The 23531-nt window shown below is 38.9% G+C and carries 15 protein-coding genes, 1 pseudogene and 2 riboswitches; of the genes and pseudogenes, 12 read left to right on the forward strand and 4 right to left on the reverse strand.

The annotated features are described in order from the left end of the window. Positions 1 to 230: 230 nt before the first annotated feature. Positions 231 to 1631 carry a pyridoxal phosphate-dependent decarboxylase family protein gene (locus BUB48_RS12525; protein WP_073026574.1) on the reverse strand — a complete coding sequence of 467 codons (1401 nt, stop codon included), beginning with the start codon at positions 1629 to 1631 and terminating at the stop codon, positions 231 to 233. A gap of 142 nt (positions 1632 to 1773) precedes the next feature. On the opposite strand from BUB48_RS12525, the gene BUB48_RS12530 reads away from it, so the two are divergent. Continuing rightward, complete coding sequence (locus BUB48_RS12530) at positions 1774 to 3183, forward strand: aminotransferase-like domain-containing protein (RefSeq protein ID WP_073026575.1); 1410 nt, start codon at positions 1774 to 1776, stop codon at positions 3181 to 3183. A 234-nt stretch (positions 3184 to 3417) separates the two neighbouring features. Then, on the forward strand, positions 3418 to 4839 hold the full coding sequence (locus BUB48_RS12535) for an MATE family efflux transporter (protein ID WP_073026576.1): 1422 nt from the start codon (positions 3418 to 3420) through the stop codon (positions 4837 to 4839). Positions 4840 to 5063: 224 nt separating this feature from the next. On the opposite strand, the pseudogene BUB48_RS19290 reads toward BUB48_RS12535, so the two are convergent. Both BUB48_RS19290 and BUB48_RS12540 read right to left on the reverse strand, forming a co-directional pair. Beyond that, a pseudogene (locus BUB48_RS19290) lies at positions 5064 to 5317 on the reverse strand (transposase); the annotation flags it as partial. A 1528-nt stretch (positions 5318 to 6845) separates the two neighbouring features. Next, a complete protein-coding gene (locus BUB48_RS12540; RefSeq protein WP_073026577.1) occupies positions 6846 to 7391 on the reverse strand; it encodes a helix-turn-helix domain-containing protein in 546 nt (181 codons plus the stop codon). A gap of 253 nt (positions 7392 to 7644) precedes the next feature. Here BUB48_RS12540 and BUB48_RS12545 point away from each other — a divergent pair, with 253 nt between their 5' ends. The 3 genes from BUB48_RS12545 to BUB48_RS12555 are packed head-to-tail and all read left to right on the forward strand — an operon-like array spanning position 7645 to position 11941. After that, positions 7645 to 8721, forward strand: a complete 1077-nt coding sequence (locus tag BUB48_RS12545; protein WP_073026578.1) for a M24 family metallopeptidase — start codon at positions 7645 to 7647, stop codon at positions 8719 to 8721. A gap of 13 nt (positions 8722 to 8734) precedes the next feature. Further along, on the forward strand, positions 8735 to 10534 hold the full coding sequence (locus BUB48_RS12550; protein WP_073026579.1) for an aminopeptidase P family protein: 1800 nt from the start codon (positions 8735 to 8737) through the stop codon (positions 10532 to 10534). Positions 10535 to 10564: 30 nt separating this feature from the next. Further along, positions 10565 to 11941: a peptide MFS transporter gene (locus BUB48_RS12555; RefSeq protein ID WP_073026594.1), complete on the forward strand. Its 1377-nt coding sequence runs from the start codon at positions 10565 to 10567 to the stop codon at positions 11939 to 11941. Positions 11942 to 12183: 242 nt separating this feature from the next. Here the strand turns inward: BUB48_RS12555 and BUB48_RS18570 are convergent, their stop codons facing one another. After that, on the reverse strand, positions 12184 to 12888 hold the full coding sequence (locus tag BUB48_RS18570) for a GGDEF domain-containing protein (protein ID WP_242944209.1): 705 nt from the start codon (positions 12886 to 12888) through the stop codon (positions 12184 to 12186). Between the two features lie 779 nt (positions 12889 to 13667). Here BUB48_RS18570 and BUB48_RS18875 point away from each other — a divergent pair. From BUB48_RS18875 to BUB48_RS18880, 7 genes are all read left to right on the forward strand, one after another. Next, positions 13668 to 15176, forward strand: a complete 1509-nt coding sequence (locus BUB48_RS18875) for a methyl-accepting chemotaxis protein (RefSeq protein WP_073026581.1) — start codon at positions 13668 to 13670, stop codon at positions 15174 to 15176. 301 nt (positions 15177 to 15477) lie between these two features. Further along, positions 15478 to 15593, forward strand: a riboswitch (glycine riboswitch). Between the two features lie 3 nt (positions 15594 to 15596). Then, positions 15597 to 15676, forward strand: a riboswitch (glycine riboswitch). A 75-nt stretch (positions 15677 to 15751) separates the two neighbouring features. Continuing rightward, on the forward strand, positions 15752 to 16135 hold the full coding sequence (gcvH, locus tag BUB48_RS12570) for a glycine cleavage system protein GcvH (protein ID WP_073026582.1): 384 nt from the start codon (positions 15752 to 15754) through the stop codon (positions 16133 to 16135). A gap of 1 nt (position 16136) precedes the next feature. After that, positions 16137 to 17492 carry an aminomethyl-transferring glycine dehydrogenase subunit GcvPA gene (gene gcvPA / locus BUB48_RS12575; RefSeq protein WP_073026583.1) on the forward strand — a complete coding sequence of 452 codons (1356 nt, stop codon included), beginning with the start codon at positions 16137 to 16139 and terminating at the stop codon, positions 17490 to 17492. Next, positions 17489 to 18952 carry an aminomethyl-transferring glycine dehydrogenase subunit GcvPB gene (gene gcvPB / locus BUB48_RS12580; protein WP_408631051.1) on the forward strand — a complete coding sequence of 488 codons (1464 nt, stop codon included), beginning with the start codon at positions 17489 to 17491 and terminating at the stop codon, positions 18950 to 18952. The genes gcvPA and gcvPB overlap by 4 nt, the downstream gene beginning before the upstream one ends. Positions 18953 to 18965: 13 nt before the next feature. Further along, positions 18966 to 20375 (forward strand): dihydrolipoyl dehydrogenase, encoded by a 1410-nt coding sequence (gene lpdA / locus BUB48_RS12585; protein ID WP_073026585.1) that lies wholly within the window; start codon positions 18966 to 18968, stop codon positions 20373 to 20375. Between the two features lie 14 nt (positions 20376 to 20389). Continuing rightward, complete coding sequence (gcvT, locus tag BUB48_RS12590) at positions 20390 to 21619, forward strand: glycine cleavage system aminomethyltransferase GcvT (protein WP_073026586.1); 1230 nt, start codon at positions 20390 to 20392, stop codon at positions 21617 to 21619. A gap of 584 nt (positions 21620 to 22203) precedes the next feature. Next, positions 22204 to 23463, forward strand: a complete 1260-nt coding sequence (locus tag BUB48_RS18880; RefSeq protein WP_278308962.1) for a methyl-accepting chemotaxis protein — start codon at positions 22204 to 22206, stop codon at positions 23461 to 23463. The last annotated feature ends 68 nt before the right edge of the window (positions 23464 to 23531 follow it).

The following is a 23531-nucleotide window of genomic DNA, read 5'->3' on the forward strand; positions in this document are numbered from 1 at the left end:
AATACATTTGATAATGTTGCAATAAAGCATAGGTTCTATGTGCTAAAATCTAATGCTTTATTGAAAATTATCGTATATTAGAATAGAGTCATGTATTCAGTAATACACGGTGAACCATATCATAAGTAGCTGTAAAAACAGCTCAAAATGTGATATATCAATGTTTCTTGACTGTTTTTTAGACTAATCATTCTTAAATAATTAACAAAGAGTTTTAGCTCCAAGCATTATTATAACGATGATGTCAGACGTTTTATCTCGTCGATACATAAATCTATGTCCTCATAGGTAGTCTTATATGAGCAGACGCTTATGCGCATGGCTGTCTTACCGAGCCACTTGGTGCCACCAAGCCACAGAACACCTGAAGTTTGTATCTTATTTATTAGCTCTTGAGTAAGCTTGTCGTCTTTCCATCTCGCAAGAATCTGATTGAATACAACATCATTTAGTATTTCAAAACCTATTTTTTCAAGTTCTTCAGCAAAGTATGTTGCTTTGGCACAAAGCTCTTCCACGAGTTCTGCAACTCCTTTTCTTCCAAGTCCGCAAAGAGCTGACCAGAGATCTGCTGCTCTTGTCCGGCGGGACATTTCCATTGTGTACATCATGCTGTCACGTTTTCCTTCTGTAAGCTGGATGTATGAGCCTGTCATGTGCATTGCATTGATGAGCGCATCCCTGTGTCTACAAAGAATTATGCCATTGTCGTAAGGGGTATTAAGTGTTTTGTGACCGTCTAAAGACCAGGAGTCAGCATGTTCTATGCCTTTTGTAAGGTGGCATAGCTTTGGGCTTGCCCCTGCCCATAAACCGAAGGCACCGTCTATATGTATCCATGCTCCCTTTTCTTTGGCCTTCAAGCATATTTCCTCAAAATTATCAAAGGCACCACTGTTCACGTTACCTGCTTGAAGTATGAGGAGGGTGGAGTCATCTATTATAGGGAGCTTTTCAGCGCAAATCCTGCCTTGAGAATCCATAGGTACCTTAATAATGTTTTCGTATCCAAGGCCGATTATTGAAAGGGCTTTTAATACTGTGGAATGAGCTCCTTCGCCTAATACTATCTTAATTTGAGGGGCACCTATAAGACCTTTTGCAGCCACATCATATCCTTTCTTTTTAAGGAGATAATTGCGTCCAGTCACGAGTCCGCAGATAATTGCTGTGGAACTTCCGCTCACGAATCCTGCTACAGTTTCGTCCGGTAAGCCAAGAATCTGGATGAGCCATTTCTCACATAATTCTTCAAGCTTGGCTCCTATGGGGGACATAACGAACATGGCAGGATTCTGATCCCACACATCCAAAAGCCATTTCGCACATAGGCATGATGGCAGTATACCTCCATTAACAAATCCGAAATATCTTCCGCCAGTTTGTGCAACTGTAGCTTTTGAACCATATTGATGAAGCTTTTTTAGTATTTCATTTATACTAGTTGGTGTATTGGATAGCGGTGAATCAAATACTGAAAGAGCTGCAATATCTTCTTCTTTAGGGAAAACCCTCATAGTGTTACTTGCTTCGATGTATTCCTTGGCAAAATCTGCAGCAAGGGAAAGGTCTTCTAAAATGGGTGTAATTCTTATATTGTTAAGTATGGGACTAACATATTTTTTATTCATCAAAGACTACCTCCTTAAAAATTTTGCCTTGTAATACAGTACAATTTGATATAGTATTGTATTGTTGATTTAATGTTAATATTAATTATAATACTGAATCAAGCTAAAAATTGTACTGAATACAATATTCTAGGAGGTAGTTATGCCGTACAATTCTTTTGAACATTATCCTATGTCCTGGAAACCAGATAGAGAAGAACTGACTTATCCATACTATGCTTCCCTTGCTGCTAAGCTAGAAAATGACATTGTTCATGGAATACTGGCAGAAAACACTATGCTGCCTCCTCAGAGGGAGCTTGCGGATTTTCTTGATCTAAGCCTAAGCACTGTTACCAAGGCATACAAGATCTGTGAAGAAAAGGGGCTTATATATGGAAAGGTTGGCAGAGGAACATTTGTAACAAATGGTTGTGTAAATAAGACGATAGTCACAGAGGAGAGGGAGGGGATGATAGAGATGGGTCAGACTCTTCCGTTTTATGAGTATAACGTAATAGTATCCCAAATAGCATCGGAGATATTAAAAGCACCCAAATCACATACCCTATTTGAGTATTCCTATCCTCTAGGTACACCAAGACAGCAGGAGGCAGCCAAAAGGTGGCTTTCCCTTCATGGTATGGATGTCCCCAGGGAAAACATATATATGGCATCAGGAGCACAAAATGCTCTGGCACTGGTGCTTATGTCATTATTTAAGCCAGGAGACAAGATTGCAACAGATGCTTTTACTTATCCGAATTTTATCGGTCTTGCAAACATGCTTAATATTCAGCTTATTGGTCTTAAAGGCGATGAAAATGGAATACTTCCATATGCACTGGAGCAGGCATGTAGGAATAGCAAGATTAATGGAATTTACTTGATGCCAGCTTGCGCCAATCCCACCAACATTGTGATGGGCTATGAGCGAAGAGCCGAAGTATCAAAAATAATAAAAAAGTACCATCTGATACTAATTGAGGATGATACCTATGCATTTTTATCTGATAATAAGCAACAGCCAATTTCAGTAAATATTCCGGAACAGTCAGTTTATATAAACAGCATGTCTAAGGCATTATGTGCCGGACTTAGAGTAGCATATATATGTTTTCCGGAAAGAATGCGTAAGCAGTTAGAGAATGCTATCTATAATGTAAATTTAAAGACTCCTTCATTGAATGTAGAAATAGCTACGGAAATGATCTTTAGCGGAATCTACGAAGAAATTGCCTCCCGTAAAAAAGAGGAAGCTCTTAAGCGTAATGAGATTTTTTGCCAGTACTTTCCTGAGATCCCTTCTGGGGATATCAAATCAGCCTTTTATAAATGGCTACATCTTCCGAAAGGCTGTACAGGAAGAGCTTTTGAGATGATGTGTCGGGAAAGAGGAGTAAATGTTTATGGTTCTGAACGTTTCTGTGTAAGTGAGAACTTTGGGATTAACGCAGTCAGGATATCTATTAGCTCACCGCCAGGAATTGAAGTTCTGAATAAAGGCCTGAAAATTGTGAGAGAGGTCTACGAAAACATTAGCCAGTCAGAAGAAGCCTCATACATTTTTTAATTGGAATTATGGTTCTAGGCACCCTACTTTATCGCAGGGATATCTTTTAGTTGGCCTGTTGTGGCAGAGTTCACTTTTGTTATCTCTAATGGGAATTATTCAAGTTTTTATGTCAATTATGCTTAATTATTGCTAAAATATAAAAAGAAGTTAAAAATGTGGAGATTTAAACTTCACTATAAAAGCCCTTTACAAAGCAATTTATATAATTAATAATGGAGGACTAGTTAAGGTATGAGTTTGAAGAGTTTATTTTCAGTAAAGGATATGACAGAGGGGGTCCCATGGAAACGTATTATGGAATTTGCGGTGCCTATGATAATAGGAAATATAGCTCAGCAGTTGTATAACACTGCTGACTCTGTCATAGTAGGAAGATATGTGGGGGATAATGCCCTGGCCGCAGTTGGAAGTGCATCCCCCATACTTAATTTGCTGCTCGCAGTGTTTGTTGGACTTGCTACCGGAGCCAGTATAACAATTTCCCAAAGCTTTGGAGCCAAGGACAGGGAAGGTTTGTCAAGATATATAGGAAACTGCATAACCCTTGCAGGAATAGCGACACTTATAATTATGGTTATAGGACCTTTGATAACAATGCCAATGCTGCGCCTTTTAAATACACCGTCTTCAATCATAGATTGGTGTGCCAGCTATCTTAATATATACTTCATTGGAATAGCAGGCTTCTTTTTCTATAACATGTTTTCAGCCATACTGAGAGGGATGGGAGATTCATTTTCTGCTCTGCTATTTCTACTGGTGGCTGCGGCACTAAACGTAGGGTTGGACATTCTATTTGTTGCAAGGTATAAAATGGGAGTTGCAGGAGTGTCCTTAGCCACTGTTATCGCCCAAGGAATATCTGCAATTATGTGTCTTATAAAGCTTTCGGGTATGAGAGATGTATTCGATCTAAACTTTGAAACCTTGAAGCTGAAACGTGCATACTTCGAGAACATCATTAGAATCGGTTTACCCTCTGGAGTCACCCAAGGTATAATGTCAATTTCAATGCTGGTTGTGCAATCTCTTACCAACAGCTTGGGAGAGCTGGTTATAGCATGTAGCGTAATAATCATGAGGGTTGACGGTTTCGCCATGATGCCAAATATGTCTTTTGGAAATGCAATGAGTGTATATACGGGACAAAACGTGGGCGCAGGAAAGCTGGACCGTGTCTCCTCCGGGGTTAAGCAGGGCAGCATATTGGCATTGACTTTCTCCGGAGTTGTTACTGTCATATTGCTATTTTTTGGCCATTATCTTTTTGCCATATTCACAAATACAGCAGAGCTAATTGATCTTGCAGTACGGATGATGAGAATACTTGCTGCAGGTTATCTGTGTGTTGCCATATCACAGTGTCTTGGAGGAACCATGCGTGGAGCAGGAGATACAGTTACTCCTATGTGGATATCCATCATAACCACCATAGGCCTTCGTATTCCTGTAGCCTATGGGCTTGCTGCCCTTACCAAAAGTTCTGCCTATCCAAATGGCAGGCCTGAGGCATTGTATATTTCACTGCTGGTTTCCTGGTCCATGGGTGCCATCATATCTTTCATAGCTTTTAAAATGGGAAAATGGAGAAGTAAGATAAAAAGCACATCTGGTGTTGGCAGCTGCGTGCGTGAGGAAGAGCTATATGCATAATATGTCAGAAAACATCAGCCCAGCAGAAGAAGAGAATATGTGAAGTTTAAGGAAGGGCAGGGTTATAAGGGAGTGTCGCAAAACTATTTCTAAAGTAGGGAGGTGCGCTCCCTTTTTCATTGAAATTTATAAAAAACAGTGAGAGTATTTTATTGATGATTTAACTCTCACTGTTTTCCTGTTCTTGGGTAACCTTAATAAACCTATGAGCCTCGATCAACTTTTTACGCTGTTTTTATCTCATGCAAATGATTCCCACATCTTTTATTCTGAATCTTTGCATGCAACTTATTCATATTATATCCAAAACACAGCAGAAGAAATTCTGTTTCCGTGCTGCTTTTCCCTTGTGTAAAAATCCATTGAAACCATAATCATTTTTCAGTACCCTAAAGGCTCATTCTACTTGTATGGAGCGATTCATCCAAAGTTTGATACCTTCCTTACTCATGATGGTCTCATAGGATTTCATCTGCTTTTCTTCACTGAATCATCCTCAGGAATTAGCACTTCAAAATTTAATGGCAAAACCAATTGATAACACCCATTAAATTCTGTATAACTTTTATAAGCAACTTACACATTGTTACTTTTTATATCCATATGACTTAATATAAACTCACTTAAGGGTAACATTATACCAATGAAGCCCCAAAAGAAATAATTATATATATTGTTGTTTTGATTATATATAATAATTCCAGCTATAATGGCAATTAACTGAAAAGTAAAGTTGGTATATTTATTTATATAGGGATTATTTCTAAGCATGTTTTCAAATTTAAAGATATTTAGAGCTAAAATCACTATAGTCGTAAAAGAATAATATATCAAGAAACTGATAATTAAATTATTTAGATTTAATGATTTATGCCAAAATAACAATATTACTGTTAGTAGAGCTAATGGGAAACCAATATATAGTTTAAAAATTAATTTTTTAATAGTAATCCCCTCCATGGTTATTTACTATTTTTGTAATAATTTCATATTTATATTATATATTATGCAAAAGTGGAAGCAAACTAAATTCTTCCACTTTTATAATTTTAGTATTGGTATAAACCATTATAGTAATATTGCATACTAAGTGGCTTACTGAGATTGTTATCGGAATAGTGGATTATTGTTGTATAGTACTTATACATTAAATCATAATCACTCCAGCTTTTAGTTACCCATGTTTCCACATATGTATCCTGTATAGAATTTGTCAAATTTGTGAGTTTTACCACAATCCAATTTGCAAAAGCATTTTTAGTAAATTTAGATGGAAGCCTTGAGAATAAATATGCTACCAATGCTTCAGCTACTTCTCTTGCATTTAGTATATACTAAATAAGTTATGTAATGTAGATTATGGTGACGTGGGGGCTTCGAAAAAACTAAAATCTTCAAAACTCTATACTATATAGCGTAATTAAATAATAATATATACCTTATATATAGAATTGCAGGATATAGTGTCAGCCACAGCACTTTATCACTTATTATGGATAATAAACGTCTATAAAAAACGCAGTCAGAGCGGTGCTGTTTATGGTGCTTTTAAGAAAGAATGAATAGTATCCTACCTTTTGCTCCAGCATATATTGCTATCCTATATCATAGATTTTGGGTCTTATGATATATTGCAACATTATGCTGGAGTTTTCGCTCTTATGTATCTATTATCCAGTAGTTTTGAGTTTAGCCATTATCCTTTTTATTGAATTATTTCCTTGGACAACATTTCTGCCCTATTATATAAACCCTGGGCTTCAGCTCCAAACTATGGTGCCAGGCACCGCACTTTAGCGCTTACTAATATATATACTATATGCTTAAAATCAACTTCGTTGTTAGATGAAGAGAAGTGAACTGTATTACAAGTAAATGGGAAAACAGCCTAGAAGTATATCACATCTTAATGAGTGTAGCTTGCTTTATAGTATACTTTTCAGCAGTTTCACTGATGCACAAGGGAGTTACTAAAGTAGATTTTGCGACATTCCGTTTGCTTTTTGCTAGAATATCAACGGCGTCATCACTGTCAGCAGCTTTGCCTCCTGCTTGAGAGGGTTAGTCCACAAGTGGTTGCAGGTTGAAGGATAGTGTATGGAGTCTCCAGCTTTGACAAGATATTCTTTTCCATCGATCTCAATAATGACAATTCCTTCAAGGACATATACGAATTCTTCTCCAGGGTGACTAAATTTGCTACCATGCTTTTGTTCAGGCGGTATTATGGTGATCATGGCTTCAAGCTTTCTGTTAGGGAAGTCACCGCTCAGCCTTATAAACTTAGAGTTAGAACCTTCTATTTTGAAAACTTCTTTCTCTTCTTCTTTGACCAGATAATTGTGCACCTGAGGCACCTCGAAGAAATAATTTATAGTCACATCGAAAGCATCGGCAATCTTTTTCAGTGAAGTTATGGCCAGCGAAGAGGCACCGTTTTCCACTTGGGACAGAAAGCTAACGGAGAGCCCTGTCTTTTCGCTTAGGTCCTTCAGCGTCATATTCTTTAATTTTCGTAGATTCTTAATCTTATCTGATATTTCGTTCATCATTGATCGACTTCCTCCGAAGATAATAATATTCACTAGGTTTCTCATAATAATAACATAAATCAATGTCATATTCAAACGCTATGGGATTAAGCTCTATCATAACAGACACTAATGTCACCAAAGGAATTTAAGTAATATTGAAAAAATTTCTATTATACTTAAATTAATTCTATGCGTACTGTAAAAATTATGCTAATATAAAAATGCATTAGTAAATCTATGATTAGTAAATAGCAATACTGGAGGGATTCTCTTGAATAAGGAAAGATTAAACAAGGTTTTAAAAATGATGGAGGAGCAGAAACTGCCTCAGATGATAGTATCTGATCCGTCTGCGATATTTTATTTGACAGGAAAATGGATACATCCGGGAGAGAGGATGCTTGTGCTTTACCTGAATCTTAACGGCAATCACAGGTTGTTCATCAACGAGCTATTCCCTGTAAACGAAGATCTGGGGGTAGAAGTTGTATGGTTTAACGACACACAGAAGCCTGTAGACATACTTGCAGGATATATTGAAAAGGAAAAGCCCCTTGGAATAGACAAGAACTGGCCTGCAAGATTCCTTTTAGAGTTGATCAGGCTCAAGGCAGGAAGTCCTTTTGTCAATGGATCTGAGATTATAGACAGGGTAAGAATGTGCAAGGACGAGAAGGAAAAAGATCTTATGAGGAGAGCTTCAAGTCTAAATGATCTGGCTATGGATAGGATGATAAAGCTTATTCCTGAAAAGCACTCAGAAAAGAAGATGGGACAGCTTCTATCAGGTATTTGGGAGGAGCTTGGTGCAGACGGACATTCCTTCGATCCTATAATAAGCTATGGAGCAAATGCTGCTGACCCGCATCACTCAATGGACAACTCAATTGTCAAGGAAGGCGATTGTGTAGTAATAGACATAGGATGTACAAAGGACTCATACTGCTCAGATATGACGAGGACAGTGTTCTACAAGTCAGTATCAGAACATGCAAGAAAGATTTACAATATAGTTCTCGAAGCCAACAAGCGTGCAATAGACAAGGTTAAAGCAGGCGTTAGATTCTGTGATATAGATGCTGTAGCAAGGGACTACATAACTGAAAAAGGTTACGGCAAATATTTCACACACAGACTCGGACACTCCATTGGGATAGATGTCCACGATTTCGGTGATGTTTCTTCTGCTAATACTGACAGAGTACAGCCTGGACAGATATTTTCAATAGAACCAGGAATATATCTGCCTGGAGATATAGGAGTTCGTATAGAAGATTTAGTGATTGTGACTGAAGATGGCTGTGAAGTTCTTAACAACTACAGCAAGGACCTGATTGTTGTGGAATAAAGGGGAGTTAGCCATGAATGAAGTTATAAGAGAAAGGATTTCCAAACTGAGAATGCTGATGGCCGAAAAAGGTATGGATACCTATATAATACCTTCAGCAGACAATCACCAAAGCGAATATGTGGGAGAGCACTTTAAGGCAAGAGCTTTCATGACAGGATTCACTGGTTCTGCGGGAACGGCTGTGGTTACAATGGACAAGGCTGGACTTTGGACAGACGGAAGGTATTTTATACAGGCTGAGCTCCAGCTGGAGGGTACCGGTATAGAGCTCTTCAGAATAGGCAACCCGGGTGTTCCTACAGTTCTTGAGTTCCTTGAGGAAGAGATGCCTAAGGATGGAAAGCTCGGATTCGACGGTCGACTGATAGCACTTCAGGAAGGCGAAGATTATATAAACAGGCTTTCATACAAGAATGTGAGCATTGAATACTCTTATGATCTTGTAGATATGATTTGGGAGGACAGACCTGACCTATCACTGGAGCCAGTTTTCATTCTTGACGAGAAATATTCAGGCGAGAGCAGAGCCTCAAAGCTGAGAAGAGTAAGAAATATCATGCGTGAAGCAGGAGCAAACCGGCATGTCCTCACAACTCTCGACGAGATAGCTTGGTTGCTGAACATCAGGGGAAATGATGTGATGTACTCACCTCTGGTACTATGCTACGCGGTTGTAGAAATGGACAAGATATGTCTTTTCATAGAAGAATGCAAGCTTAGTTCAGAGGTGAAGGCTGCCCTAATAAGAGATGGCGTTGAGATTAGACCATATAACGATATATACGAATATGTAAAGGGATTCAAGGCTGATGATGCTGTGATGATAGATCCTGAAAGAGTAAACTATGCACTTTACAAAAATATTCCGACCCACGCGAAGAAAATTGAGCAGCAAAATCCTATAATTTTGCTAAAGGCAATGAAGAACCCTGTTGAGCTTGCGAACATAGAAAAGGCTCATATCAAGGATGGTGTTGCATTCACCAAGTTTATGTACTGGCTCAAAACAAACCTTGGGAAGACGAAGATAACAGAGATTAGTGCAGCTGAAAAGCTTGACGAGTTCAGAAAGCAGCAGGAAGGTTATCTCGGGCAAAGCTTTGCACCCATAATCGGATTCAAGGAAAATGCGGCAATCATTCACTACTCAGCTACACCTGAGTCGGACAAGGAATTTGAAGAAGGGCATTTCGTGCTCATGGACACGGGTGGAAATTACTTAGAAGGCTCAACAGATATAACCAGAACTGTTGCCCTTGGGGAAGTAAGTCAAGAATTCAAGAGGCACTTCACAATGGTGGCAAGAGGAATGATAAATCTTTCACGTGCTAAATTCCTTTATGGCTGCAAGGGCTATAACCTTGATATATTGGCAAGGGAACCGTTTTGGAGCTCAAACCTGGACTTTAAGCATGGAACGGGACACGGTGTTGGCTACCTTCTTAACATCCATGAAGGACCTGCAGGTTTCAGATGGTACAACATGCCAGGCAGGAATGAGACGCACACCCTGGAAGAAGGTATGGTCATTACTGTTGAACCTGGACTATACATTACTGGATCTCACGGCATACGGCTTGAAAACGAGCTCATTGTGAGAAAAGGGGTAGTAAACGAAAACGGACAGTTCATGTATTTTGACACAATTACGTTTGCACCTATAGATCTTGATGCGATAGCAGAGGAAGACCTCAACCGTGATGAAAAACTGTTTCTCAACAGTTATCATAAACTTGTGTATGATAAGCTGGCTGCCCACCTAACTGATGAAGAGCGTGAATGGCTCAAAAAATACACGAGAGAAATATAATCAAAAAGGAGGAAATGAAAAATGAGCAATATGGTTGTCAAAAACAAACGTCCTTTTGGCTTCTATGTTTGCTGCATCTCTTTCATGTTGGAAAGGATGGCATACTATTCAGCAAAATTCCTAATTTACGTCTTTGTTGCAGCTACGGTTGCGACAGGCGGTTTGGGCCTTACAAAAGTTGAGGCTGCACTTATTCAGTCCAATCTTGTTGCATTCACTTACCTTGCGCCAATAATTGGTGGGGTCATCTCCGACAGATACATAGGAGCGAGATACTGCGTACCTGTTGGCCTTGCACTGATGGCTGTAGGATACTTCCTCGGTGGATCAGCAACAAGCGCTGCAGGCATGACGCTAATGGTTGTGCTCGTGTCAGTCGGAACAGGACTCTTCAAGGGCAACGTTTCAGCAATAAACGGCTCCTTGTTTACGGATGAAAGCCAACTTGACTCAGCATTCTCAACTCAATACTCATTCGTCAACATAGGATCTTTCATTGGAACTACTGCTATAGGCGTACTTGTGACTTCGACTTTCGCTCAAGGTGAAGTTCAGGGCTTCAGGCCCGCTTTCCAGCTTTGTGGATTGATATGCGCTATAGATGCACTATGGTTCCTCTTTGGAATAAGGTTCCTTGGAGAGGCTGGAAAGAAGCCCTTCAAAGCTGGAAAGCATATTGAAAAGAATGTTGAAACAGAAGTTAAGCCTCTTACAAAGATCGAGAAAAAAAGAGTATTTGCTATAGTTCTTGTTTCATTGTTCTCAGTTATTTTCTGGGTGTTTTGGTATCTTACTTATTTAGCTGCTTACGATTACGGCGAGCAGTTCATAAACATGATGATAGGTGGCTTTGAAGTTCCTCTTTCATGGTTTGATTCTCTTAATGCATTGGTATGTATAGCTCTTGGACCTGTACTTGGTGCACTTTGGTTTAAAATGTCACAAAGTCCTAAAGGGGACATGAGTTTGTTCAAGAAACTAGCCATTGGCTTAGCATTCCTCGGTTTATCATTCTTGATGCTCGTGTTTGCTGAACTCTCCAGAGGTGGAGATGCTAATGCAAAGGCAAGCATTATATGGCTGCTTTTGTTTGGTATTCTTCTCAGCTTGGGGGAGATGTTCTTCTCACCACTTGGAAACTCATTTGTAACGAAGTACGCTCCAAACAAGCTGTATTCGGTGCTCATGGGTGTTTGGATATTTGCTACCTTCATTGCTGGTAAATCCTACGGATACGTATATGCAATAGCTTCAAACTATCCTATACTTGTATCTTATGTTGTAATACCTGCCATATTATTCGTAACCGCAGTACTGCTCTTTGCATTAGATAAGAAGCTGGTAAAGCTTATTGAAGGAGAGACAGCTGATGAAGCTGAAGAAAAATCTGTAGAGGTAGCATGCTAAAATCGCAATAATCATACTTGATATATACTTTGTGTAACTACTGAAATTTATTAAGGCTTGTAAGCTAAATTTCTAGCTTACAAGCCTAATTGTTTGCAATGTTACAAAACAACCTTGTCCTTAGATGGCTTACTATGAACCGTACCAAAAATGACATATATTTTGGAGACTTGCTTATGTCTTGAAAATAAGAGAATGGATTATCAATTGTTTTTGGAACATAAGCTTTCTTTGTTATAATATTATTTACTAACGCAGTTTCTACCCTTCTTCTTAGCTCTGTATAGTGCTTTGTCAGCTCCTTTGAGTACATCGTTATGATCCTTGTGTCTGCTGCTTTTCTCACACACTCCTATACTGATTGTAACAAATAATTTGCCTGTATTCCTGCTTTTTGATTTTGAGGGTTTTCTTGTATACCCAGTTTTGGACACTTCCTCTCGCAAGTTTTCCAAATGTGGCATTATTTCGTTAATGGATTTACCAGGGAACAGTATTGTAAACTCTTCGCCTCCATAACGAAAAGCTTTTCCGCCACCTCCCACTTGCACCAACTTAGAAGCAACTAATTTCAAAACATCATCACCAACATCATGTCCGTACTTATCATTAAATTTCTTAAAAAAGTCAATATCTATCATTGCAATGGTATACTTATTCCCTAGTTTCATTAACTCTTCCTTAAGGGCACGGCGAGAAGGGATTTTGGTAAGCTCATCAAGATAGGCCATGGAGTAGGAGTCTTCAATGATGCTGATAATTAACATTAAACCAGCAACACTCAGATATATAGAAAAAGATATATTGTCATTAATGAAAAGAAGCGCAGAAAAAACAGAGGCAATAACACCAACTAATCGGACTTCAAGGCCGCTATTCTTGACATAGCTTTTTATTATAAAGAACACCAATACCAGAAGGAATATTAGTAATGCTATTTGATGCATAATGGTTTTCTCTAAGGGGAGATTTATAAATTTTAGATTCAAAAATTTTTTTAATGATGTATTATTGTATATAACCATTTTATATATAACAAAAAGTTCAAGAAGTATAAAGAAAATGCGCATCTTTCCCCATAAAGAAAATATGCCTCTTTCCTTTAAATGGGAGAATATGAAGATATTAAGAGGTATAAGCATGCACATAACCGGATAGAAGGCTTGAGTATAGGATGCCATATCTATTGACAATTTTGCATAATAGTTTAAAAGCAACTCACATAGAAGAAGGAGTAAGGTTATAAGAAAAATCCTTCCCTGATTGAATCTAATACTTAAAATCAATCCTAAGCCAAATATAATGTATGAAGAATATTTAATAACAAAAATAACAGAGGGTGTTAATGAATGAGTTTTTTTGATTAAAAAATAACATCCAAAAAGAATAAAAATATAAGCAATATGCTGTAACAACGTTTTGAAAGTAGTTTTCACTCAGGTGGGACCTCCTCTATTTGTGTAAATATACCGAATTATATGCAGTTTTAAAAAGTAAATTTGTCAAAAAAGCTACATAATATATTTCGGTTATTCAGATTGAAATTTTAACTTTTAAATGAGATATGGGGGACAGTTCTCTTTGCCTAACTTCATCTTAGATAAACTATCTTTATGAAAAAGTTCTATGTGTTTCTGTTTTACAGATATACTTTTGTCGAAAAAAAACGCTATAATATAAATATCTGAACAATGTATTTACAAAAGAAGATAAAAGAGGTGAGAGTGTGTTTATTAAAAAAGAAGACAGAAGTGATTTACAGCAGTTGCTGGAAGAAAGTAAAAAACAATTGACGGCCGTACAAAGCGGGCAATTTAATTGTCAATTAGGCTATGTAGCAAAAGACCAACTATTGCAGCAAATAATTGATAACTTCAATAAGGTAAATACCTTGAGAGAAGAATTTGAAAGCCGTCAGAAGCATATAATTGACACAATGCTGCGGGTTAACAAAATCGGCTTTTGGGAATTATTTTTAGAAGACATTGAATACGACAGTCCCAAAAATCGAGTTGTCATTTCTCCAGAATTGCAGGCACTTCTAGGATATACTCCTGGCGAACTAAAAAATGATTTAATGGAACTTTCAAGAATTTCTCATCCAGATTATGCATCCACATTAGACAAAATGCTGAGAGCACATTTGCATGATTTTACAGGAAAGACACCCTTTGATATGGTTCACTTAATGAAATTTAAAGATGGCAGTTATCGCTGGGTTCGTACATATGGGTATGCAAAGCGTCATGATGATGGTACACCATATTACATGATCGCAGTTATTACAGACATCCATGAGGAAGAGATGAGTCGCAGAGAGCTGGATGCTTATATAACGCGTTATGAGTTGATTATGAATGTGTTGGAAGAAGCACCTTGGGATATGGAAATTAAAGATGGGGATCCTACTAATTTGGACAACCCTTGGTGGTGGTCTGATCAGTTCCGACGTACATTAGGATTTACAGATGAGAGGGATTTTCCTAATGTGATGTCATCATGGTCCGATCGAGTACATCCAGATGATGTAAAACGCACTTTTGCTGCACTTTCAGCCCATTTGAATGACCGAACCGGCAATACACCTTTTAATGTAGAATATCGTCTAAAGCTAAAATCAGGAGAATATCGTTGGTTTTTGGCAAATGGCATATCTGCACGAGATAAAAACGGCGTACCTACTCGTATAGCAGGTACCATTCGTGATATTACCCATTTGAAATTAAAGCAACAAAATGTTGAGGAAACAACAGCTCGTATGGAAAAGTTAGCTGCCTCCATTGCTGAAATGGTAAACGGCATTACAGAGATTTCCGCTCAAGCACAGCAGCTTGCCATGGCACAAGAAAAAACCACGACTTCTGCCAATGAAGCAAGAACCTTAGCGGATGAGACACAAGAAATATCAAACTTCATTAAAGGAATTGCTGGTCAAACCAATCTGCTTGGATTAAATGCTGCAATTGAAGCTGCCCGTGCAGGAGAACATGGAAGGGGTTTCGGTGTCGTGGCGGAAGAGGTAAGAAAGCTTGCGGATAATTCTTCTAAAGCAACGGGCAATATTGAAAACATTTTAAGCAAGATGAAGGAATCCATTGAAGCAATTATTAAGCAAATGGAGTTGGTTAACGAGTTGGCACAAACACAGGCTGCACTTTCAGAAGAAGTAAATGCCTCAATTGATGAGATAAATAAAATGTCACAAGATCTTGTGGAATTTGCCAAGAAATCTTAGTGACTATATTGAATTATTGATTATCATTTTGCTTTGAGTAAAATGATGGTTTTTCTATGATGAATAATATACTTCCCGTTAAATGCGTTGCTTGTTATTAGCGTTTGAAATGGAAGCTTTTACCGTATACAAAGCAGTAGGTTTTTACAAGGATAGAAAGGCAATTTGCGATAACTTACAGCTTTGTTTTACATTAATAATTTTAATTCATTGGTAGGATGCAATAGATAAAAACAATTTGATGTCCAAATATTTACATGCTATATTCAAATATGGAGATATAAAAATTCATATGGACCAGATGACGGCATCGTGAGATATCGAATGGTTAGAACTCTGATTCGATAGCCGAAGGAGCAATATGGAGATTGCCGAATCTTTATAGAAACTCTCAGGCGAAAGGATCGCTGCCGGATGGAACTCTGAAAAGTCCTTTAAATAGGCACCGTAGGAGAAAGCCATGGTTGATGATGGCGATACTCTCAGGTAAGCAAACAGAGAATGTAAGGCTTTTATAAGTTTTGCATTCTCTTTTTTTATTTAATAAAAACAATACAAGAATGGAGGAATAAGAAATGCAAATTATTGAAGGATTGTATTATTCAAAAGACCATGAGTGGGTGAAGGTGGAAGGAGATAAAGCTTACGTCGGTATTAGTGATTTTGCACAGGATGCATTGGGAGATATAGTTTTCGTTGAATTACCAGAAATAGGAACCAATCTGATACAGGGTGAAGCCTTGGGAAGCATTGAATCTGTAAAAGCTGCTTCAGATGTTTATTGCCCTGTTTCGGGAAAGGTTATAAAAGTAAATGAAATATTGGTCGATGATCCCGCCCTTCTCAATGAGGATCCGTACGAAAACTGGATGATCTGTGTAGAGCTGACTGAGAAAGATCAACTAGATCAGCTTATGAATTCAGCAGAGTACGAAGACTTCTGCAATGAGGAGGCATAATATGTTTCCATATATACCAAATGGGCCCAAGGAAGAAAAGATGATGCTTGAAAGCATCAAAGTCAACTCAGTGGATGAATTGTTTGAGGATATTCCTGCTGAGGTGAGATTGGGCAGGAAGCTTAATCTTGGCCATGGAATGTCTGAGTTGGAGCTATACAGGCACATGAGGTCTTTAGCCGGCAAGAACAAGGGCACAGAGGAGTTGATATGCTTTTTGGGAGCAGGAGCCTATGACCACTATATACCTTCGGTAATTAAACATATAACCTCAAGGTCTGAGTTTTATACCGCATACACTCCATATCAGCCGGAAATAAGCCAGGGAACGCTACAGGTGATCTTTGAATATCAGACCATGATAGCCAACCTTACAGGAATGGATGTGTCAAATGCATCAATGTATGACGGTTCAACTGCTTGCGCTGAGGCAGCGATAATGGCATGTGAAAATACAAAGAGAAAGTCTATCGTAGTTTCAAAAACAGTACATCCTGAAACGAGAAAGGTTTTGAAGACCTACATGAGGTTTTTGGGCATAGAAGTATTAGAAGTAGATTATGAAGATGGTTCCACAGATGTTGAAAAGCTTAGAAGTTTGGTGTCTGCTAATACTGCAGGAGTTATCGTGCAGTATCCCAACTTTTTCGGTATAATTGAAGATTTGACTGAAGTAGAAGAAGTTGCTCATGGCAATAAAGCAATGATGATAGTAAGTATTGCCGATCCCATATCCCTTGGAGCACTTAAGAGTCCCGGAGAACTAGGGGCGGATATAGTTGTAGGGGAAGGTCAGGCCTTGGGTAATCCATTGAATTATGGTGGTCCTTATCTGGGCTTTATGGCTACCACAGCAAAGCTTATGAGAAAACTTCCAGGAAGAATAGTGGGACAGACAAACGATTTGGAGGGTAAACGTGCTTTTGTGTTGACTCTTCAGGCCAGAGAGCAGCATATCAGGCGCGAGAAGGCTACATCAAACATATGTTCAAATCAGGCATTGAATGCTCTTACAGCGGCTGTCTATCTCACAACCATGGGCAAACAAGGCATAAAAGAAGTAGCTATGCAGAGTGCATACAAGGCTCATTATGCATATAATCAGCTATTGAAATCAGGATGTTGTAGTGCTGTATTCAATAAGCCATTCTTCAAAGAGTTTGCTGTAGGATGCACTGAGAGCATCGATAAAGTCAACGGAAAGCTCTTAAATGCGGGCATACTGGGTGGCTATGATTTGTCTTTGGAGTATCCTGAATTGACTAATTCAACACTGCTTTGTGTGACAGAAAAGAGAACAAAAGAAGAAATTGATAAACTTGTTTCGGTAATGGTTGATATGAGGGAGGGAGAATGATGAAAAACTATGATAGGTTGATTTTTGAAGTATCGAAAGAAGGCAGAAAAGCTTATTCTCTTCCTGAGTGTGATGTACCTGAGATTGAACTTAAGGACATGATTCCTGAAACAATGCTCAGAAACTGTGATGTTGAGCTTCCAGAGGTTAGCCAAGTTGATGTCATCAGACATTATACTCTTTTGTCAAATAAGAACTTCGGAGTTGATACAGGTTTTTATCCATTAGGTTCCTGTACCATGAAGTATAATCCAAAGATTAATGAAGACATGGCTTCCATGCCCGAGTTAGCAAATATACACCCATATCAGCCTACCGATACGGTTCAAGGTTCCCTTCAATTGATGTATGAATTGGGAGAAATGCTTTCTGAGATAACTGGTATGGAGCAGTTCACCCTTCAGCCGGCAGCCGGTGCTCATGGTGAATTGACAGGATTGATGATCATCAAAGCATATCATGAAAGCAGAGGAGACAACAAGAGAAATAAGATAATAGTTCCTGATTCTGCTCATGGCACCAATCCCGCAAGCGCTGCAATGGCAGGGTTTGAGATTGTTGAAATAAAATCCGATGAAAAAGGCGCAGTGGATGTAGAAAGGTTGAAATCTGTGCTCAATGATGAAACAGCAGGATTGATGCTCACCAATCCAAGCACATTAGGACTGTTTGAAAGGAATATAAAGTCAATAGCGGATCTTGTCCACGAAGCAGGAGGACTTCTTTATTATGACGGTGCCAATATGAATGCAATCATGGGTGTAACAAGACCCGGAGATATGGGTTTTGACGTAGTGCATCTGAATTTGCACAAGACCTTTTCTACGCCTCACGGTGGCGGCGGTCCGGGAAGCGGTCCTGTGGGAGTGGCAAAGAAGCTTGTGGAATTTCTTCCGGTGCCAGTGATCAAGAAATCAGGAGATAAGTTTGTCCTTGATTATGACAGACCCAAATCTATTGGAAAGGTAAAGAGTTTCTACGGCAACTTTGGAGTAATGGTGAGAGCCTATGCCTATATAAAGACAATGGGAGCGGAAGGCTTGGCAAGAGCAAGCAAAATGGCCGTATTAAATGCCAACTATATTAAGGAAAAGCTTAAGAAACATTATTACCTTCCCATTGATCAAGTGTGCAAGCATGAATTTGTTCTGGGGGGCTTAGGGAATGATGTTCATGATGTGACAACTTTGGATGTTGCCAAGAGGCTTCTTGATTATGGCTATCATCCACCTACCATTTATTTCCCGTTGATTGTAGACAACGCCATCATGATTGAGCCCACTGAGACAGAAAGTTTGGAAACCATTGATGGATTCATAGATGCCATGATAAAGATTTCTCAAGAAGCAAGAGAAAATCCTGAGATACTTAAAACTGCACCTCACGGCACACCGGTTAGAAGGCTTGATGAGGTAAAGGCAGCAAGAACACCGATACTCAAATGGCAATCTAAAAATTAGCATGGAGGAAACCATGGAAAAACATGATTTCGATTTGATTGTAATTGGAGGCGGCCCAGGAGGATATGTGGCGGCAATAAGAACTGCACAACTTGGAGCGAAGGTATGCTTGATTGAAAAACATAAGCTGGGAGGTACCTGCCTCAATTGGGGGTGCATACCTACCAAGGCTTTATACCGCAGTGCAGAAGTATATCATTTGATGAAAAACAGTGAGGAGTTTGGTATTTTAAAATCCGGCATAACAGTAGACTGGGAGTTGGTGCAATGCCGCAAAAGAAAAATTGTGGATCAGCTTGTAGGCGGCATTGTTCAACTGATGAAATCCTATGGAATTACAGTTATTGAAGGAGAAGCTCAGTTTGAAGATACCAATACGGTTTTAGTAAGAAAATCGGATGAAACAACTGAAAATTATTCAGCAGATCATATAATTATCGCAACGGGTTCAAAGCCTGCATTGCTCCCCATAGAAGGTGCAGACCTTCCTGATGTGCTGGACAGTACGGCAATGTTATCTGTTGAACATATTCCAAACAGGCTGGTTATAATAGGCGGCGGTGTAATAGGTATGGAGTTTGCTGCCATATTCAGCGCCTTTGGCAGCCAGGTAACGGTAATTGAATTTTTACCCAGCATACTTGCTCAACTGGATGGTGACATCAGCAAGAGATTCACACCCATGATGAAGAAAAGAGGCGTTGAAATCTTAACTTCCGCTGAAGTGAAAAAGATAGAAGAAGAGGACGGGCATGTGGTGCTTACCCTTTCTACCAAGAAAGGGGATATGAAAATACCTGCTGACAAGGTGCTTATGGCAACAGGCAGGAAGCCGGCTGTTGAAGGACTGATGTTGGAAAAGGCAGGAGTTGCTTATAGTAAAAAAGGAATAGGCACCAACAGCTATGGACAGACCAATATACTTAATATTTATGCCATAGGTGATGTCACCGGAGGTATTATGTTAGCCCACACAGCCTCCCATCAGGGAATAATTGCAGTTGAACATATGATGGGAATGGAGCCTCAGTATAACGCTGACGTTGTGCCCAGCTGTGTCTTTGCTTTTCCTGAAATAGCGTCAGTAGGCATGACGGAAGAAGAGGCAGTGGCAAAAGGTATAGTCTATAAAACAAGCAAATTTATGTTCGGAGCCAATGGAAAAGCACTGACATTAGGTGAAGGCGAAGGATTTTTGAAGGTCATTTCTGATGAAGATGATGTTATCATCGGAGTGCATATATTGGGACCTCATGCATCGGATCTTATACATGAAGGAGCCTTGGCCATAAGTATGAAGGCTAGGGCACAGGATATCATAAATACCATACATGCCCATCCGACTCTCGCCGAGGTATTCTCCGAAGCGGTTATGGGTTTAAAAGGTATTGGGTTGCATGCAGCACCGATAAAGAAAAAATAGTTTGAGGAGGATTTATGAGCACTTTAAAAAGAACGGTACTATTTAATGAGCATATAAAGCTAAAAGCCAACATGATTGACTTCGGAGGATGGGAAATGCCCGTAAACTATCCCGAAGGCATATTGGAAGAGCATCTTTATACACGCAAAAAAGCGGGCATATTTGATGTTTCCCACATGGGTAGATTTGTGGTAACAGGCAAGGAAGCCGCAAAATTTCTCCAGCATGTTTTGACAAGCAATGTAATGGCTTTAAATGTGAAGCAGGCTCAGTATACAATAATTCCAAATGAAAACGGTGGAGCCATTGATGATGCTTATGTATACCGCTTTGGCGAGGATGAATACTGGCTTGTAGTAAATGCCTCAAATGCTGAGAAAGACTGGACTCATTTGACCAATGAAATAAAGAACTTTGATGCAGAGATTGAAAATATTTCTGATGACTATGCCATGCTGGCCTTACAGGGTCCAGAGTCAAAGAACATATTGAGCAAGCTTTCAAAAGATCCTTACCTTAATGAACCGGCAAAGAATAGCCTTGACATAATTGAACTGGATGGTAAGGAAGTTCGTATATCAAAAACGGGTTATACCGGAGAGCCTATGGGATTTGAATTATTTTTGAAGGCTGAAGATGCACCTGCCATCTGGAACTCATTGATGGAAAATGGAGCAAAGCCAATGGGTCTTGGGGCAAGAGACACTTTAAGGTTGGAGGCTGGATTTCCCCTTTATGGACATGAATTTGGCACGGATATAAATGGAGAGGAGATAAAGATTTTTTCTGTCCCGTTGGCAAAGTTTGCTGTTAGTTTTGCAGAGGATAAAGGTGATTTTATCGGCAAGAAAGCATTGCTTAATCAGTTTGAAGCACTTCAGAGAATTATGAAGAAAGATTTCTCGGACATTACTGATTTGCCTAAGATTCTAAGGCTTTTTGCATTGACTGATAAGGGTATTGGTAGAAATGGTTTCAAGGTGTTCAAGGATGGAGTAGAGGTAGGCTATGTAACCAGCGGCACTATGGTACCATATTACAAGACTGAAGTTAATGGCTTGAATGATGTTCAGAAGGAAGAAAAGGACATAAGAGCTATAGGCATTGCCCTTGTTGATAGCCATGTGGTGGTAAATGACCAAATTGAAGTTGAAATCAGAGGAAAAAGGGCCAAAGGCATCATAGTGCCCTATCATATGAAAGCAGATATACCTCCGTTTACAAGGCCTATAATTTATGGATAGATATAACATAATTTCGTTGTTCATACAGCATATGACGAAACATTTGTGTGGTAATAGACATTCATATATACTTAAAATTGAATTGATGATGGAATAAATTCTATGGAATTCCGGTGTATTTTGTGCTTATCATTTGTGGTTGTCAATGATGGGTTCATAATACGCCGGAGTTTTTTTGTTAAATTTGAGATAAATAGAAAATTATACAAAAAATTGAATGATTATATAAGATTATGTGTATTTCTTGCTATAAAGATATACATTTATGTCATAAAATCGATATAATATAGGTAGATGATAATGTTTAACAAAAGAAGACAAAAGGGGTGAATAGTGTGTTAAAAAAAAGAGAAGAAAAAAGTGATTTGCAGCAGTTACTTGAAGAAAGTCAAAAGCAATTGCAAGCTGCCCAGAACTGACAACTTAATTTCAAAATAGGCTACACAGCAAAAGATGAACGATTACAACAAATAATTGATAACTTTAATAGGGTAAACGCTTTACACCAAGAATATGAAAGCCACCAAAAGCATATAATTGATACATTTCTGCAAGTTAATAAAATCGGATTTTGGGAATTGTTTTTGGAAGATGTTGAATATGACAGTCCCAAAAATCGAGTCGTTATTTCTCCGGAATTGCAAAGGCTATTAGGATATAATCCTGGTGAGTTAAAGAATGATTTGATGGAGCTTTCAAGGATATCCCATCCGGATTACGCAGAAGAATTAGACAAGATGTTGAGAGCCCATTTGAAGGACTTTACAGGGAAAACGCCCTTTGATATGGTGCATTTGATGAAATTTAAAGATGGGAGTTATCGTTGGGTTCGTACATATGGTTATGCAAAGCGTCGTGAAGACGGAACACCATATTATATGATTGCAGTTATTACGGATATTCATGAGGAAGAGACGAATCGGAGAGAACTGAATGCTTATATAACACGCTATGAACTAATTATGAAAGTGCTGGAAGAAGCACCATGGGATTTGGAAATCAAAGACGGGAATCCCAATAACATGGACAACCCTTGGTGGTGGTCTGATCAATTCAGACATGCATTGGGATTTACGGATGAAAGGGATTTTCCAAATGTTATGTCATCATGGGCAGATCGATTGCATCCAGATGATAAGGAACGCACATTTGCTGCGTTTAAAGCCCACTTAAATGACCCAACAGGTCGTACACCTTTTAGACAAGAATATCGTTTAAAGTTGAAATCGGGAGAATACCGATGGTTTTTGGCTAATGGCGTATCGGCCCGTGATGAAAACGGTGTACCTACCCGTGTAGCAGGTACCATTCGTGATATCACGTATTTGAAGTTAAAACAACAAAATGTTGAGGAAACAATAGCACGCATGGAGAAATTGTCCACTTCTATTTCTGAAATGGTAAGCGGTATTACGGAAATATCAGCCCAAGCACAACAACTCGCCATGGCACAAGAAAAGACAACGGCTTCTGCAAATGAAGCCAAAAAGCTGGCAGATGAAACACAAGAAATATCCAATTTCATTAAGGGGATAGCTGATCAAACAAATTTGCTTGGTCTAAATGCTGCAATTGAAGCTGCTCGTGCAGGAGAACACGGAAAAGGTTTCGGTGTCGTGGCAGAAGAGGTAAGAAAACTTGCGGATAATTCTTCTCAAGCAACGGGTAATATTGAAAATATTTTAAGCAAAATGAAAGAATCCATTGAAGCAATCATTAAGCAAATGGAATTGGTCAACGAATTAGCTCAGACACAAGCGGCCCTTTCAGAAGAAGTGAATGCATCAGTTGATGAAATAAACAAAATGTCGGTAGATCTTGTAGAGTTTGCTAAGCAATCTTAGCGGATGTACGCAAAACTATGGATAAATATATTATTGGAGGCAGGTAATTATTTACCTGCCTTTTAAGC

The organism is Lutispora thermophila DSM 19022, assembly GCF_900142105.1.
In the GTDB taxonomy this organism is placed as follows: domain Bacteria; phylum Bacillota; class Clostridia; order Lutisporales; family Lutisporaceae; genus Lutispora; species Lutispora thermophila.